The 14,599-nt window shown below is 73.3% G+C and carries 15 protein-coding genes; 5 read left to right on the top strand and 10 right to left on the bottom strand.

Features of this window, described 5'->3' with window-relative positions:
* Window positions 1-108 precede the first annotated feature (108 nt).
* The gene (locus AC3CH1_RS02590; RefSeq protein WP_488461341.1) at window positions 109-570 is read left to right on the top strand and encodes a universal stress protein; all 462 of its coding nucleotides are present in this window, start codon (window positions 109-111) and stop codon (window positions 568-570) included.
* 7 nt (window positions 571-577) lie between these two features.
* Here the strand turns inward: AC3CH1_RS02590 and AC3CH1_RS02595 are convergent, their stop codons facing one another.
* Window positions 578-1,774: a CapA family protein gene (locus AC3CH1_RS02595; protein ID WP_488461342.1), complete on the bottom strand. Its 1,197-nt coding sequence runs from the start codon at window positions 1,772-1,774 to the stop codon at window positions 578-580.
* A 268-nt stretch (window positions 1,775-2,042) separates the two neighbouring features.
* On the opposite strand from AC3CH1_RS02595, the gene AC3CH1_RS02600 reads away from it, so the two are divergent.
* Window positions 2,043-2,615, top strand: a complete 573-nt coding sequence (locus tag AC3CH1_RS02600; protein WP_488461343.1) for a sigma-70 family RNA polymerase sigma factor — start codon at window positions 2,043-2,045, stop codon at window positions 2,613-2,615.
* Here AC3CH1_RS02600 and AC3CH1_RS02605 read toward each other — a convergent pair.
* A complete protein-coding gene (locus AC3CH1_RS02605; RefSeq protein ID WP_488461344.1) occupies window positions 2,549-2,746 on the bottom strand; it encodes a zf-HC2 domain-containing protein in 198 nt (65 codons plus the stop codon). The two genes, AC3CH1_RS02600 and AC3CH1_RS02605, sit on opposite strands and share 67 nt — an antisense overlap.
* A 112-nt stretch (window positions 2,747-2,858) precedes the next feature.
* Between AC3CH1_RS02605 and AC3CH1_RS02610 the strand changes: the two genes are divergently transcribed.
* Complete coding sequence (locus AC3CH1_RS02610; protein ID WP_488461345.1) at window positions 2,859-3,359, top strand: hypothetical protein; 501 nt, start codon at window positions 2,859-2,861, stop codon at window positions 3,357-3,359.
* 9 nt (window positions 3,360-3,368) lie between these two features.
* Here AC3CH1_RS02610 and AC3CH1_RS02615 read toward each other — a convergent pair whose 3' ends face one another.
* From AC3CH1_RS02615 to AC3CH1_RS02650, 8 genes are all read right to left on the bottom strand, one after another.
* Window positions 3,369-4,559, bottom strand: a complete 1,191-nt coding sequence (locus AC3CH1_RS02615) for a sensor histidine kinase (protein WP_488461346.1) — start codon at window positions 4,557-4,559, stop codon at window positions 3,369-3,371.
* On the bottom strand, window positions 4,556-6,061 hold the full coding sequence (locus tag AC3CH1_RS02620; RefSeq protein ID WP_488461347.1) for a sodium/solute symporter: 1,506 nt from the start codon (window positions 6,059-6,061) through the stop codon (window positions 4,556-4,558). The genes AC3CH1_RS02615 and AC3CH1_RS02620 overlap by 4 nt, the downstream gene beginning before the upstream one ends.
* Window positions 6,058-6,420, bottom strand: coding sequence for a hypothetical protein (locus AC3CH1_RS02625; RefSeq protein WP_488461348.1), 363 nt, complete (start codon window positions 6,418-6,420; stop codon window positions 6,058-6,060). The genes AC3CH1_RS02620 and AC3CH1_RS02625 overlap by 4 nt, the downstream gene beginning before the upstream one ends.
* A 62-nt stretch (window positions 6,421-6,482) precedes the next feature.
* Window positions 6,483-7,235 (bottom strand): LytR/AlgR family response regulator transcription factor, encoded by a 753-nt coding sequence (locus AC3CH1_RS02630; RefSeq protein ID WP_488461349.1) that lies wholly within the window; start codon window positions 7,233-7,235, stop codon window positions 6,483-6,485.
* Window positions 7,236-7,321: 86 nt separating this feature from the next.
* Window positions 7,322-8,182 (bottom strand): Fpg/Nei family DNA glycosylase, encoded by an 861-nt coding sequence (locus tag AC3CH1_RS02635; RefSeq protein ID WP_488461350.1) that lies wholly within the window; start codon window positions 8,180-8,182, stop codon window positions 7,322-7,324.
* Window positions 8,183-8,218: 36 nt separating this feature from the next.
* Window positions 8,219-9,586, bottom strand: a complete 1,368-nt coding sequence (locus AC3CH1_RS02640) for a wax ester/triacylglycerol synthase family O-acyltransferase (protein WP_488461351.1) — start codon at window positions 9,584-9,586, stop codon at window positions 8,219-8,221.
* A 123-nt stretch (window positions 9,587-9,709) separates the two neighbouring features.
* Window positions 9,710-11,773, bottom strand: coding sequence for a SpoIIE family protein phosphatase (locus AC3CH1_RS02645; protein WP_488461352.1), 2,064 nt, complete (start codon window positions 11,771-11,773; stop codon window positions 9,710-9,712).
* Between the two features lie 125 nt (window positions 11,774-11,898).
* Entirely contained in the window at window positions 11,899-13,023 is a 1,125-nt protein-coding gene (locus AC3CH1_RS02650; protein WP_488461353.1) for a DUF6777 domain-containing protein, read from the bottom strand.
* Window positions 13,024-13,204: 181 nt separating this feature from the next.
* Between AC3CH1_RS02650 and AC3CH1_RS02655 the strand changes: the two genes are divergently transcribed.
* Window positions 13,205-14,047: a YndJ family protein gene (locus AC3CH1_RS02655; RefSeq protein WP_488462128.1), complete on the top strand. Its 843-nt coding sequence runs from the start codon at window positions 13,205-13,207 to the stop codon at window positions 14,045-14,047.
* Complete coding sequence (locus AC3CH1_RS02660) at window positions 14,044-14,556, top strand: DUF1990 domain-containing protein (protein ID WP_488461354.1); 513 nt, start codon at window positions 14,044-14,046, stop codon at window positions 14,554-14,556. Before AC3CH1_RS02655 ends, AC3CH1_RS02660 begins: the two co-directional genes overlap by 4 nt.
* Window positions 14,557-14,599 lie beyond the last annotated feature (43 nt).

Here is a 14,599-nt window from a genome sequence, read left to right on the forward strand (position 1 = left end):
ACCGACCACCGCCCGTTTTGTACACGATCGACGCAGTATGTTCATCTCATTCACGTCGGTCGGCGTCCCGGAGCCTCCCCGCCGGGACGAGTCGATAGCCTCGGAGCCGTGACAGAGCAGCAGCCTCACCGGTTCGAACGCGGCACGGACGGGCCCAAGGTGATCGTCGCGGGGCTCGACGGCTCCGATTCGTCGATGCGCGCGGCGGCCTACGCCGCAGGACTGGCCCGTCGGCAGAACGCCATGCTGGCCCTGGTGTACGTCCAGCCCGTCATCACGGCGGGTGCGGCGCTGGGCGTGCCGGTGGGCGACACCACGGGCGAGGTCGCGGAGAACCTGGTCACCGAGATCCGCCAGGCGACCGAGCGCTTCAGTGACGCGTGGGACATGCGCTGGGAGTTCCACACCTTCCGGGGCGACCCGTACAACGGGCTGGTGACGGCTGCCGACGAGCTGAAGGCGGACGCGGTGGTGGTCGGGGCGTCGGAGTCGGCCGGTCACCGCTTCGTCGGTTCGGTGGCCGTGCGCCTGGTGAAGGCGGGGCGTTGGCCGGTCACCGTGGTGCCGTAGAAAGCGTTCACTTGCCCATGAGGAGCCCGTCGCTCTCCGCTCCGCGCCCGAGGACGACGGTACGGATGCGGTCGCGGACCTCGCGGAGGTGCTCGGCTCCGTCGTCGAGGGAGGCGTTGAGGTTGACGGCGCGTCCGGTGGCGGTGTCGTACCACTGCGGGACGAACTCCGCCTTCTTCACCGTCCAGCGTTCGCCCGGTTTCGCGGGCGGGGCGAAGGTGAAGCGGCCCATCGAGCTCTGGTTGCCGCGCGGATCCTGGACGCCCTCGTAGTTGATCATCGCTCCGGCGATCTGGTCGCCCATGCCGTAGATGACCCAGGTGCCGTTGACCTTCTCGTACGCCTGAGGCACATGGGCGTGCGTGCCGACCAGCAGGTCGATGTCGGGGCGGCCGCCGTCGGCGGACGCGGTGAGCCGCTCGGCCAGCTCCAGCTGCCGGGCGTCGGGCTCGTCCTGCCATTCGGTGCCCCAGTGGATGGACAGGACGACGACGTCGGCGCCGGCCCGCCGGGCCGCCCTGGCCTCCTCGATGATCCTGCGCTCGTCGGTCACGTTGACCGTCCAGGGGCGGTCGGCGGGGACCGGGACGTCGTTGGTGCCGTAGGTGTACGCGAGGTGGGCGACCTTGGCCGCGCCCTTTCCCGGCCCGGCGGGCAGGATCGTGGGCCGGGCGGCCTCGGCGGCGGTGCGGGCGGAGCCTGCGTGCCGGACGCCCGCCCCGTCCAGCGCGCCGAGCGTGCGCGCGACCCCCTCGGCCCCGTCGTCGAGGGTGTGGTTGGAGGCCGTGGAGCAGGAGTCGAACCCGGTGGCGCGCAGGGCGGTGGCGACCTCGGGCGGCGACTTGAAGCTCGGGTAGCCGGTATAGGGGCCGCCCTCCGCGCCGTACACCGTCTCCATGTGGCAGAACGCCAGGTCCGCGGCGGAGACGACCGGGGCGACGCCCGCCAGCATCGGGGCGAAGTCGTAACCGGTGCCGCCCGCGTCGACGGCGGCCCGGTCGATCACGGAGGAGTGCGGCAGGATGTCGCCCGCGGCGAGGAGCGTGAACGGGCGGGGCCCCTCGGCATCCTGGCCGCCGGCGCCCCGGGCGGCGGGGGGCCCGCTCGGCCCGGGGGACGAGGACTGCTGCCCGGTGCAGCCGGTGGCCGCGGCGAGCAGGAGGGCGATGGCGGCCGCGGTGCCCGGTCGGATGCGCTGCGTCATCTGCTCGACTCCATGTTCGGATGATTACGACCATCCGACTACATAGATTTTCATACCGGATATGCAAGGAGCATTGCCGCATACCTAGCTGAACTGGTCGTACCGGCCGACCCCGACGGCCCCTCGACCGTTCACCGCACCACTCGCCGCACTGAGCGACCGCTCGTCGCACGCCTCGGCGCACCGCCTGTTCCCGCGCCGCCGAATGCGTTCGGATACGCCAAGTCGGCAACGAGGCCACCAGGGGCCGCGGCGGGAGAGGGCGTTCATGAAGACCACCACGACGACCGACGAGCGGACCCTCGCCGAGTTGCAGCGGGAACACGGCCCCGCACTGTTCCACTTCCTCCTCGGCCTGACCTTCGGCGACCGGCAGCGGGCGGAGGACCTGGTGCAGGAGACCCTGGTACGCGCCTGGCAGCACCCCGAGGCCTTCGACGCGCCCTACGCCTCGATGCGGCCGTGGCTCTTCACCGTGGGCCGCCGCCTCGCCATCGACGCGCGGCGCTCCCGGCAGGCCCGTCCCGTCGAGGTCAGCGACACCGTGCTGGAGAGCACCCCGGACGCCCTGGACACCGCGGACTCGGCCGTCCGCGCCCTGGACGTCCGGGAGGCGGTCCGCACCCTCAGCCCCGAACACCGCGCGGTCCTGGTCCAGATCTACTTCCGCGGGCTGAGCGTCGGCGAGACGGCCGAGGCGCTCGGCATCCCCGCGGGGACCGTCAAGTCCCGCTCCTACTACGCCCTGCGGGTCCTCGCGCGGACGCTGCCCGGCTACTCCCGCAGGTCCTCCGCCCGGAACAGCGCCAACAGGGCGGAGGCCTCGGCCACCTCCACGTAGACCCGGGCGCAGCCGTCGCAGCCCCGGAGGTGGCGGGCGACCCTACAGGTCTCCTCGGCGTCCAGGGCGTCCAGGACGTACGCGCCCAGCAGCAGGCGCACATGCCCGTCGTCGCCGGGGTCGACACTCATTCACTGCCTCGCATCTCCTGGGCGATCCTCCCCTTCTGCCCACGCGGGGCGCCCGCCCCCGGTTCAATGCTGCGTGAAGCCCGGCACCGAGCAAGGAAAGAGGCGAGACGGGATGCGTCCCGAGGATACGGATGGGACCGGTGGGAACGACCTCCAGGTACCGATGACCTGGCTGTGCACCGAGTACCTCGCCGACGACCTGTTACGGACCGGCGATCTGATGGAACCGGCGACCCTGGAGTTCCGGGCGGGACGCGACGCCCTCGCGCTGACGATGTTCCTGTGCGGAGTCCCCCGGGACGCTCCCGCCCCCCGGGCCCTGCCCGGGCCGCGGGTGGACGAGCTGCGGAGCCTCACGGCGTACGAGTGCACCTGGCGCGCCTGGATCTGCGAGCGGCTGACGGAGGCGGGACGGAACACCGAGCCCGGCGACCCCGATCTGGCGTTGGCGCGGGCGGCCTGGCGGTGGCTGGAGGAGACCGAGCTGCTCGCGGCGGACCTCGACGCGATCGGCCCCGGGTCCTGGGAGACCGACGACCAGGAGGTACGCGTCTGGACGCCCGCCTGGCAGTTGGGGCTGCCGCTGGGCCATCTGGCCGTCCACCTGTGCTGATCCCCTGCTTCAGGAACCGTGCACCCCGGCACGGTACTTGGGCAGCCGCAGCGTGATCTTCATGCCGGCCCCGACCCCGGTCTCGATGACCAGGCCGTAGTCGTCGCCGTAGACCTGCCGCAGTCGCTCGTCCACGTTGAGCAGGCCGATGCCGGTGGAGGCTCCGCCCTCGCCGCGCAGGATCTGCCGCAGCCGTTCGGGGTCCATGCCGGTTCCGTCGTCCTCGATGACCACCTCGGCCTCCGAGCCGGCGTCCAGGGCGCTGATGGTGATGCGGCTGCGGGTGGCCGCCCCTTCGAGGCCGTGCTTGACGGCGTTCTCCACCAGCGGCTGGAGGCACAGGAACGGCAGCGCGACGGGCAGCACTTCGGGGGCGACCTGGAGGGTCACGGCGAGGCGTTCGCCGAAGCGGGCGCGGACGAGGGCCAAGTACTGGTCGATGGAGTGCAGTTCGTCCGCCAGCGTGGTGAACTCCCCGTGCCTGCGGAACGAGTAACGGGTGAAGTCGGCGAACTCCAGGAGCAGTTCACGGGCCTGTTCGGGGTCGGTCCGGACGAACGAGGCGATGGCGGCGAGCGAGTTGAAGATGAAGTGCGGGGAGATCTGCGCCCGCAGGGCCTTGATCTCCGCCTCGATGAGCTGGGTGCGGGAGCGGTCCAGCTCGGCCAGCTCCAGCTGGACGCAGACCCAGCGGGCCACCTCCCCCGCCGCCCGGGCCAGTACCGCCGACTCGCGCGGGGCATAGGCGACCAGCGCACCCAGGACCCGGTTCTCGACGGTGAGCGGAACGGCGACGGCCCAGCGCAGCGGGCAGTCGAGGTCGGCGCAGCCACTGTCGAAGGCGGTGCGGCGGCCGTTGTCCAGGAGCGCCTTCAGGTGCTCCATGACGTCCTTGCCGTGGTGGTGACCGGCGCCGTCCCAGACCAGCACGCGGTCCCGGTCGGTGAGGCAGAGGGCGTCGGTGCCGAGGAGGGAGCGCAGCCGGCGGGCGGCGCGTCGGGCGCTCTCCTCGGTGAGGCCGGCCCGCAGCGGCGGGGCGGCCAGCGACGCGGTGTGCAGCGTCTCGAACGTGGCGTGCTCGACGGGGGTGCCGACATCGCTGGGGCGCAGCGGGCGGGCGGTGCGGCGGCCCACCAGATACCCGGCGCCGAGCAGCAGCACGGCCGACACGACGAGAACGGCGATCGCGGCCCCGGTCATCGTTCCCGTCCCGCGGCCGACCGGGCCGAGGAGAGGGCCTCGGGGAGGTGGAAGCGGGTCATGGCGGCGTTGGTGCCGGGGGGTATCCGCCCCGGTGTGGCGAGCGAGACGAGGATCATCGCGAGGAACCCCACGGGGACGGACCAGACGGCGGGCCAGGCGAGCAGGGCGTGCGGCCAGCCCGGCGGGCGTACGGCTCCGCTGACGGTGATGGCCACCGCCACGAGCGCGGAGCCGCCGCCCAGCAGGAGCCCCGCCACGGCCCCGGGCGGGGTGAGCCGCCGCCACCAGATGCCGAGGACGAGCAGCGGGCAGAAGGAGGAGGCGGAGACGGCGAAGGCCATGCCCACCGCGTCGGCCACCGGCACCCGGCTCACCAGCAGGGAACCGGCGAGCGGTACGGCGATCGCGAGGACGGTGGCGAGCCGGAAGTGGCGTACTCCGCGCGAGGGCAGGACGTCCTGGGTGATGACTCCGGCGACGGCCATGGTGAGCCCGGAGGCGGTGGACAGGAACGCGGCGAACGCCCCGCCGGCGATCAGCGCCCCGAGGAGGTCGCCGCCGAGTCCGCCGATGACGCGGGCGGGCAGCAGGAGGACGGCGGCGTCCGCGTCGCCGCCGTAACGCAGTTCGGGCGTGTAGAGCCGGCCGAGGGCTCCGTAGATCGGCGGCAGCAGGTAGAAGAGGCCGACCAGGGCGAGGACGGCGACGGTGGTGCGGCGGGCGTCGCGGCCGTTGGGGCTGGTGTAGAAGCGCACGACGACGTGCGGCAGACCCATGGTGCCGAGGAAGGTCGCCACGATCAGCCCGTAGGTGGCGTACAGCGGATGGTCGGCGCGGAAAACGGCGAGCTGTTCGTCGAAGCTGACCCGGGGCCGGCCGTCGCCCTGCCAGGCGAGCACCAGGAAGAGGGCGGGCACCAGGAGCGCGGTGAGTTTCAGCCAGTACTGGAAGACCTGGACGAAGGTGATGGAGCGCATGCCGCCGGCGGCGACGGCGGCGGTCACGACGGTGGCGACGAGGACGTCGCCGAGCCAGCCCGGAGCGCCCGTGAGGATCTTGAGGGTGAGGCCGGCCCCCTGGAGCTGGGGCACGAGGTAGAGCCAGCCCGCGCCGACGACGAGCGCGCTGACCAGTCTGCGGACCTGCCGTGATTCGAGCCGTCCCTCGGCGAAGTCCGGCAGGGTGTACGCCCCCGAGCGGCGCAGCGGGGCGGCGACGAAGACCAGGAGCACCAGGTATCCGGCGGTGTAGCCGACCGGGTACCAGAGCATGTCGGGGCCGTGGACGAGGACGAGCCCGGCGACGCCGAGGAAGGAGGCGGCGGAGAGGTATTCGCCGCTGATCGCGGCGGCGTTGAGGCGGGGTCGCACGGTGCGTGAGGCGACGTAGAAGTCGGAGGTCGTACGGGAGATACGCAGGCCGAAGCCGCCGACGAGGACGGTGGCGAGGACGACGAGGGCGACCGCCACCCAGGACGCCGCGTGGTCGGGGGTGCTCACGGGGCGGGGCGGCCCTCCACCAGCCGGGCGAAGTCGCGTTCGTTGCGCTCGGCCCTGCGGACGTACCACCAGGCGGCCAGGGTGAGCGGCGGGTAGGTGGCGAAGCCGAGCACCGCCCAGACGAGGGCGGAGCTGTCCAGCGCGGCGAAGAGGAGCGGCAGGGTGCCCGCGACGAGGACGAGGACGCCGAACACGGTGAGCCCGGCGCGCAGTTGGCCGCGCATCAGCGATCGCACATAGGCGCCGCCGAGGGCGGTCTGCTCGTCGATCTCCGACTGGGTGCGGTAACGGGGCAGCGGGCGCACCCGCCGCGGCTCCCCCGTGACCACTTCGCGCCGGGGCGGTGGCTCTGCGGACATGGGCTCGGAGTGTAGGCGTCGGCGTGCCGTACTGGGAAGGGCTCGGCGAAGAACCTCCCTGGTCAGCGGCCACCCTGGCGCATCAGGAGGTCGCGCAGGGCACGGGTGTGGCGGCGGCTGACGGCCAGCTCCGCCTCCCCGATGCGTACGCTCATGCTGCCCGCGTCCAGGCGCAGTTCGTCGATCCGGCCGAGCGCCACGAGGTGGCGGCGGTGGATCCGGACGAAGCCCCGGGAGCGCCACCGCTCCTCCAGGGTGGTGAGCGGAATGCGGACGAGGTGGCTGCCGGTGGCGGTGTGCAGGCGGGCGTAGTCGCCCTGCGCCTCGGCGTACGCGATCTCGTCGATGGGGATGAAACGGATGACGCCGCCCAGTTCGACCGGGATCTGGTCGCCCGCGCTGTCGTGGACGGGCGCGGACCGCTCCCCCACCTGCTCGGCGACCCGTCGGACGGCTTCGGCGAGGCGTTCGCGGCGGACCGGTTTCAGGACGTAGTCGACGGCCTTGAGATCGAAGGCGTGGACGGCGAAGCCCTCGTGCGCGGTGACGAAGACGATGAGCGGGGGCGCGGCGAAGCCGGCGAGGAGCTGGGCGACGTCGAGGCCGGTGAGACCGGCCATGTGGATGTCGAGGAAGACCACGTCGATCGCGGACGGGTCGTCGGGGCCCGCGTCCACCGCGCCACCGATGCGGCGCAGTGCCTCGGTCGCGCCGGTGGCGCCCTCGGCGCTGCGGACACGGGGGTCGGCGCGCAGGAGGTAGAGGAGTTCCTCCAGGGCGGGTTGTTCGTCGTCGACGGCGAGTACGCGCAGCATGAGGCCGGAGTTTAGGGGGTGCGGGGCGGATCAGGGCCGGGGCGTGAACGAATCCCGGGTTGTACCCGTACCGCCGCGACACGGACTCACTTCAGGAACTTGGAGAGCCTGCGGTCCGCGAGCGGCTTCCCGCCGGTCTGGCAGGTGGGGCAGTACTGGAGCGAGGAGTCGCTGAAGGAGACCTCCAGGACAGTGTCCCCGCAGACCGGGCAGGCCTCCCCGGCGCGCCCGTGGACCCGCATCCCGGTCTTCTTGTCGGCCTTGAGCTTTCCGGCCTCAATCCCGCTGGAGCGGGTCACGGCGTCCTCGAGCGTGGCGCGCAGCGCGGTGTACAGACGGGTGACGTCGTCCTCGCCGAGGTCGGCGGTCCGTTTGAACGGGGACATCTTCGCGACGTGCAGGATCTCGTCGCTGTAGGCGTTGCCGATGCCCGCGATGAGCGACTGGTCGCGCAGCGCGCCCTTGATCTGGCGGCGCTCCCCGGCGAGCAGCGCGGCGAACGCGTCACGGTCGAAGGCGTCCGCGAGGGGGTCCGGGCCGAGGCGGGCGATGCCTGGGACGTCCATGGGGTCGTGGACGAGGTGGACGGAGAGGCGCTTCTTGGTGCCCATCTCGGTCAGGTCGAAGCCGTCGCCGTCGGCGGTGACCAGGCGCAGGGCGAGGGGTCCCTTGCCGGGGCGGGGCGGGGCGGCCGGGAAGGAGTCCTTCCAGCGGAGCCAGCCGGCCCGGGCCAGGTGGGTGAAGAGGTGGAGGCCGCCCGCCTCGATGTCGAGGAACTTGCCGTGGCGGGCGATCGAGGTGACGACCGTGCCCTCCAGGGCGGTCAGCGGCGGGTCGTACGTCTTCAGGACGCTGATCGCCAGCGGGAGGACGCGGGCGATCTCCTTGCCGACCAGTTGGTCGTCGAGGAAGACCCTCAGGGCTTCGACTTCGGGCAGTTCGGGCATGGCTCCAGACTGCCGCAGCCGGTGGGCGGCTGCCTCTCAGGAGACCGGTGCGCGGTCCGTGCCGGTGATGACGGCGCCCAGCTCGGTGAACTCCTCCTCGACCGCGGCGGCGAGCCGGTCGAGGTCGGGCAGCGCCTTGCCGTCGGCGACCAGTCCCACGTGCACCCGGCCGCCGTAGGTGGTCAGGGCCACCGCCAGGGACTGGCCCCGGGCCAGCGGGGCCATGGGGTAGAGGGCGGTCAGCCGGCAGCCGCCCAGCGAGAGCGCGGAGCGGGGCAGCGGCACGCTGGTGACCAGTACGTCGAAGAGCACGCGGGCGGCGCCGGCCGCCAGTGGTGCGCCGAACCGGTGTGCCAGCGGGGGTAGTTGGTCGGCCAGTACGGCGACGGCTCCGGCGCCCCTGAGGGGGCCGGCCGCCTTGTTGCGGTCCATCGCCGTCCGGACCGCCCGGAGCCGCCCGCGCGGGTCGGCCTCGGCGACCGGCAGGTCGAGCAGATAGGCGGAGAGCCGGTTGCCGGTGGCGGAGGCGCCACCGGGCCGGCGGCGGGAGACGGGGACCAGGGCGCGCGGGTCCGCGGCGGACAGCGGTTCGCCGCGCCCGGCCATCCAGCGGCGCAGCGCACCGGCGACGACGGCGAGGAGGACGTCGTTGGCGGTGCCGCCCTCGGCGCGCCGGATCCGTTGGAGGTCCCCGGCGTCGAGGTCGGCGGTGGCCAGGCGGCGGGTGCCGCTGGAGGGTGCGGTGAAGGCGGTCGTGGAGCGCAGGTCGAGGCGGCCCGCGCGGACGAGGGAGGCCCCCACGCCGAGCGCCCGGCCGACCTCGCCGATCCGGCCGAGGGCCATGCCCGCCATCTCCCGGGGGTCGGGCAGCCAGGAGCGGGGCGGGACGGCGGGGCGGCCCCGGGCGGCGGTGCGGGCGCTGGTGACGGCGGCGATCTCGTCGAAGATCCCGGCCCCGATGGCGACCGCCCGCATCCCGTCGGCCAGGGCGTGGTGCAGCTTGACCAGGACGGCGAAGGGGCCGCCCGCCGCGCCGCCGATGAGATACATCCGCCAGGGCGGCAGCCCGCGCCCGAGCGGTCGCTCCATCAGTTCGCCGGCCAGTCGGCCGGCCTCCGCCATGAAGTCGCCGTCGTCCACGACGACGCGCTGGACGTGCCGGTGCACGTCGAAGTCCTTGTCCACGGTCCAGGCCTTGCCGCCGACCGGCAGCAGGACGTCCCGTACGCACATGCGCAGCCGGGGGATCGCGGCGGCGCGGGTGCCGAGCAGGTCGAGGATCCGCTCCGGGGCGGCGCCGGGCGCCGGCGCGAAGACGGCGAGCGCGCCGAGGTGCATGGGATGGGCGTCCGATTCGAGGTGCCAGAAAGCGAGATCGAGCGGGGCGAGGAGCTCGGTACCCAACGGGGGCCTCATGTCGTCGAAGGCGGCAGGCCGGGGTGCGGCCGGTCCCGCGCAGTCAATCGTTCGCGGTCGATTACGGTCAAGCACAGACATGTTACGTACTGTTACATTTCGGTGCGCGGTTCAGCGGGCCGGAATGAGGAACTCGCACCACACGCATTTGCCGCTGCCACGGGATTCCACGCCCCAGACGTCGGCCAGCCGGTCGACCAGCATCAGGCCGCGTCCCGACACTCCCGACTCCCCCGCGTCGCGGCGCCGGGGCAGTGCGCTGGAGCGGTCCTCGACGTCGACGCGCAGCCGTCGCTCGCCTCCGGCGAGCACCCGGATCGTCACGACGGCGCCGCCGTCGGTGTGCATGAGCGCGTTGGTGATCAGTTCGTCGGCCGCGAGTTCGATCTCATCCGCCCGGTCCTTCGCTCCCCAGGCCCGGACCGCGGCCCGGATCATGTGCCGGGACGAACTCAGCGCCTCGGGGTCGTTCTGGGCGACGTGCTGCTGGAGCCGGCCGCCCGGCTGCGGGGCGTGCGCGGCACGGCGGCGCAGCAGCAGGACCGCGACGTCGTCCTGGCCGCCGCGCTCGTCGACGGCGTCGCAGAGCTGGTCGGCCAGCTTCTGCAGGTCCTGGGGGCCGTTGGTGACGAGGGCGGTGAGGTGCTGCATGCCTTCGTCGAGGTCGAGGCCCGGCAGCTCGACGAGGCCGTCGGTGAACAGGACCATCGTCTGGCCGGGGTCCAGTTCGACCGTGCCGACCGGGTACTCCAGCCGGCCGAACTCCGCCGAGAGGCCGAGCGGCAGCCCGCCCTCGGACGGCATCCTGCGGCAGCTCCCGTCCACGTCCCGCACCAGCGGGTCGACGTGTCCGGCGCGGACCAGCTGGACGACGCCGGTGGTGAGGTCGACCTCGGCGTAGGTGCAGGTGGCGAAGCGGTCGGTGTCCAGTTCGTGGAGGAAGACGGAGGCGCGCGCCATGACCGTGGCGGGGCTGTGCCCCTCGGCGGCGTACGCGCGCAGGACGATCCGGAGCTGCCCCATGACGGCGGCCGCGTGGGTGTCGTGCCCCTGGACGTCCCCGATGACGGCGCCGACCCGGCCGCCAGGCAGCGGGATCAGGTCGTACCAGTCGCCGCCGATGTCGCGCCCGAGGCGGGCCGAACGGTAGCGGACGGCGACCTGCGCCCCGGGCACGGCCGGGATCCTGCGCGGCAGCATCGCCTGCTGGAGGCCCTCGGCGAGGTCGTGGTCCTGTTCGTAGAGCATCGCGCGCTGGAGGCTCTGGGCGATCGAGGTGCCGAGCGCCATCAGCAGGTTGCGTTCGTCGGCGGTGAAGCCTCCCTTGTCCCGGTAGAGGAGGCCGAGTGCGCCGATCGGGCGGGCCTGCGCGATCAGCGGCATGTAGGCGGCGGAGGTGATCCCGAGGTGGCTGATGTTCCTCCACAGGATCGGGTAGGAGGCGGCGAAGTCGTCGGCGGACTCGATGAAGCGGGGGGCCAGGGTCCGCACCACTTCGCTCATCGGGTACTGCTCGTCCACCCGGGTGTACCGGGTGCCGGGGACGTACGCGCCCTCGGGGCCGTCGGCCACGAGGTGGATGCGGCCGGACTCCAGCAGGCCCATGACGAGGCTGGTGGCCCCGAGGTGGGCGAGCCCCTGGGAGTTCTTGAGGACGGCGATGACGTCCTTGACCGTACGGGCGTGGGCCAGCGCGGCGGTGGTGCTCTCGACCAGGCTGGTTCGCCGGCGGCGATCCTCGTCCAGCTCGCGCCGGGCGGTGGAGTCGGCCAGTTCCTGGGTGGCGTCGCGGACGATCCCGATGATGCGGTGCGGGCGGCCGGTGCCGTCCCGGCGGACGAAACCCTGGGTGTGGGTCCAGCGCAGCGTGCCGTCGCGCCGCTGGATGCGGAAGTAGGCGCCGTAGTCGGTGCGCCCGCTCTTCAGGGCGTGCGAGACCAGCCCGTCCAGCCGCTGGGCCTCGTCCGTCGGCACGCGCGGCGCCAGAGACGCCGGCCGGCCGTCGTACTCGTCCGCGGTCAGGTCGAACACGTCGAGGGCGGCCTGGTCCATGTGCATGAGGCCGGTGTCGAGATCCCAGTCGAAGCTGCCCATACGGTTCAGGGCGAATCTGAGGTCCGGGTGGGCGGGCCAGTCGTCGGGGAGTGACAGGGCACCCGCTACCCGATCATCCATGTGGGCCACTCTGCCACCCTTTATCCTATTCTTCTCGTCCGATTCGCCGACGGTTTCGTACGGGGTCGGGGCCGCGCCGGCCGGGCTCCGCCGACAGGAGGCGCAGCCCCCGGCGTCCGGTCCGCTCAGCCGGTGAACACGCCGTCGAGGCCCGCTTCCATGGGCACGTCCGGCTCGGCGGGCGCCTCCGGCTCGAAGGGGCCGTCGGGCCCCACGGGCTCGTCCGGCTCGCCGGGGAAGACCTGGGTCGGCTCCGGCGCGACGTCCGGGTCGCCCTCCTCGTACTCCCACGGGTCCTCCGGCGGCGTGTCACCGAAGTCGTCGGACGGCTCGGGCGGTCCGGGATCCGTGGGCTCCGCCGGCTCGGAGGGGGCCGGCTCGGACGGGACGGTGTCCTGGGGCGCGGATTCGGAGGGGCGGCCCGGCGACGGGAAGAGCAGGTCGGCGTCGGGCTCGTAGGGTGGCGGGTCGTCCGGGGTGCGGTCGCGGCCGCCGCTGTCGCCCATGGCCCGCTCGATCCAGGTGTTGTCGTCGGCGTTCACGATGATCAGGCTCGTGGCCGCCTTGACGCCGGGCTCGACGGCCACGATGCGCGCGGGATCGTAGCCGGGCCAGCGCTCCCCCCGGTGGGCGACCTCCCCGTCGGCGACCACGGGCGGGGCCAGGGGGTTGCCGCAGGCGCAACGGACGCGGGGCATCCCCCGGCTGTCGACCAGGACGGCGGTGCCCGCCTGGAGCACGGCCTGGAAGGCGGTGGCCGAGCCGGCGCCGTAGCCGTGATTGGTGACCTGGGCGTCGGCGCGCAGGACGACCGGGGTGAGGGACTTCAGGTAGCCCGGGATCTGCACGGCCTCGATGCCGGACGCGTCGGCGAAGGCGCGCGCCTTGTCCTCGTCGTCGGCCAGGAGGGAGGTCTGCTGCTCGATGTCGCAGGCGGCGACCGACCGGGTGCCGCCGTAGAGCCCCGGTACGGCTCCGGAGACCGGATGGACCGTCCGGGTGGCCGAGGACGGTTCGGGGTCCGGCGCACCGGTGGGGGCCGGGGAGGCCGTCGCCAGCGCCGTGGAAGCGGTGAACGGGCCGGGGCCGGGTGAGGCGAGCGGCTGGAGGAGGACGTCCTTGGCCTCCGCGGTGCCCGTGGTGCCCTTCGCCGTACGGTCGTCGCCGCCTCCGCAGCCGGCGACGGCCAACAGCACTCCGGCGGACAGCGCGGCGAGCGCGGAACGCCGGTTACGTCCGGGTGAGCGCACAGAGCTCTCCTGCCTGTCCCTGGGGAACGGATGGGTGTCACCATCTGTGCCGCACCGAGCGCGGTCCCGCAAGCGGACGACTGCCCACCAACCCCGCCTTGAACGTGTTCAATAAAACCTCTACTCTCAACCTCGGGACTTGAACACGTTCAAAGCGGGGCGCTCGAAGCAGGGGGAAGTCATGTCCGTACTGGTCAACACCATCGTGATGCTGGGCATGCTCGTCGTCGTGCCGGCGGGACTGCGGCTGACCGGCCGGCAGGAGCTGGACCGGATCCGGCGGCTCTGGCCCCTGTTCGCCGTGCCGGGCGCCGTCGCCCTCTGGCTGCCGCGCTCCACCGCGGCCACGGCGCTCGCCTGCTGCTACGCGCTGGGAGCCGTCCTGCTCGCCCTGCACGCCCCGCGCCGGGCGGTCCGCGGCCGGGACCTCGACCCGGCGGGGATCGCGCTGCTCACCGCGCTGGTCACCCCGGCGGTCGCCGCGGTCGCCCTGGTCGCCGAACGGTCGGGGCACGAGCTCTTCGGGTTCGACCTCGGCATCCTGGCGCTGACCGTGCCGCACTTCCACTTCGCCGGGTTCGCCGCCGCCCTGATCGCCGGGCTGGTCTGCCGGGTCTCCGACGGCCCGGCGGGCCGCTTCGCCGCGCTGAGCGTGCCGCTGGGCACCCTGCTCGTCCTCGTCGGGTACTTCATCGGCGACTGGGCCGAGCTGGCCGGGGCGCTCGTGCTCACGGCCGGAATGTGGACGGTCAGCCTGCTGACCTGGCGCATGGGGCGCGCCGACGGCCGGGGCCGGACGACCCGGCTCCTGCTGCTCGCCTCCGCCGCCGTCCTGGTGGCGACGATGCTGCTCGCGCTGAGCTGGGCGCTCGGCGAGGCGACCGGACTGCCCCACCCCACCCTGACCTGGATGGCCGCCACCCATGGCCTGGGCAACGCGCTGGGCTTCGCGCTCTGCTCGCTGCTGGCCTGGCGGCGCATCCGCACCGAGGAACCCGACCGCACCGGAGGCAGGACCGCATGAGCACCCTCACCTACCCGGAGGTCGGCGCGACCCGCCTCGGCCCGCTCCCCCGGGGCTACCACCACCTCCACCACCGCACCCGGATCGGCCGGGGCGCGGCGGACTTCGCGGCCGCCGGGGCGGCGGTGACCGAGTGGCGGATGCACCGCGCCTCGGGCGCGCGGGTGGAGGCCTCGGGGCGCCGCGCGGAGCCGGGCGGCGGCGTCCGGGTCTCCCTCGGCCTCGGTCCGCTGCGCTTCACGGCACCCTGCGAGGTGATCTGGACGGCGTACGGGGAGGACGGCCGCACCGGCTTCGGCTACGGCACCCTCGCCGGGCATCCGGAGCGGGGCGAGGAGTGCTTCGTGGTGGACCTCGCGGACGACGGCACCGTGTGGTTCACGGTGCTGGCGTTCTCGCGCCCCGCGTCCTGGTACACCCGGCTCGCCGGACCGCTGGTGCCGCTCGTGCAGCACTGGTACGCGCGCAGGCTCGGCCGCACTCTGCGCCGGATCGTCGCCGCGAGCTGACCCGCCCGGCCACGACCGGCAGGTCCCGGGGCGCGCCCTGGCC

This window comes from Streptomyces sp. MGP-P1, from assembly GCF_057766565.1.

What these genes read in the sequence shown, in the direction of transcription:
- AC3CH1_RS02615 (WP_488461346.1), bottom strand. Translation starts at nt 4,559, where the DNA reads ATGACCGGGGCCGCGATCGCCGTTCTCGTCGTGTCGGCCGTGCTGCTG.
- AC3CH1_RS02625 (WP_488461348.1), bottom strand. Translation starts at nt 6,420, where the DNA reads ATGTCCGCAGAGCCACCGCCCCGGCGCGAAGTGGTCACGGGGGAGCCG.
- AC3CH1_RS02645 (WP_488461352.1), bottom strand. Translation starts at nt 11,773, where the DNA reads ATGGATGATCGGGTAGCGGGTGCCCTGTCACTCCCCGACGACTGGCCC.
- AC3CH1_RS02655 (WP_488462128.1), top strand. Translation starts at nt 13,205, where the DNA reads ATGTCCGTACTGGTCAACACCATCGTGATGCTGGGCATGCTCGTCGTC.
- AC3CH1_RS02660 (WP_488461354.1), top strand. Translation starts at nt 14,044, where the DNA reads ATGAGCACCCTCACCTACCCGGAGGTCGGCGCGACCCGCCTCGGCCCG.
- AC3CH1_RS02605 (WP_488461344.1), bottom strand. Translation starts at nt 2,746, where the DNA reads ATGAGTGTCGACCCCGGCGACGACGGGCATGTGCGCCTGCTGCTGGGC.
- AC3CH1_RS02630 (WP_488461349.1), bottom strand. Translation starts at nt 7,235, where the DNA reads ATGCTGCGCGTACTCGCCGTCGACGACGAACAACCCGCCCTGGAGGAA.
- AC3CH1_RS02595 (WP_488461342.1), bottom strand. Translation starts at nt 1,774, where the DNA reads ATGACGCAGCGCATCCGACCGGGCACCGCGGCCGCCATCGCCCTCCTG.
- AC3CH1_RS02635 (WP_488461350.1), bottom strand. Translation starts at nt 8,182, where the DNA reads ATGCCCGAACTGCCCGAAGTCGAAGCCCTGAGGGTCTTCCTCGACGAC.
- AC3CH1_RS02610 (WP_488461345.1), top strand. Translation starts at nt 2,859, where the DNA reads ATGCGTCCCGAGGATACGGATGGGACCGGTGGGAACGACCTCCAGGTA.
- AC3CH1_RS02600 (WP_488461343.1), top strand. Translation starts at nt 2,043, where the DNA reads ATGAAGACCACCACGACGACCGACGAGCGGACCCTCGCCGAGTTGCAG.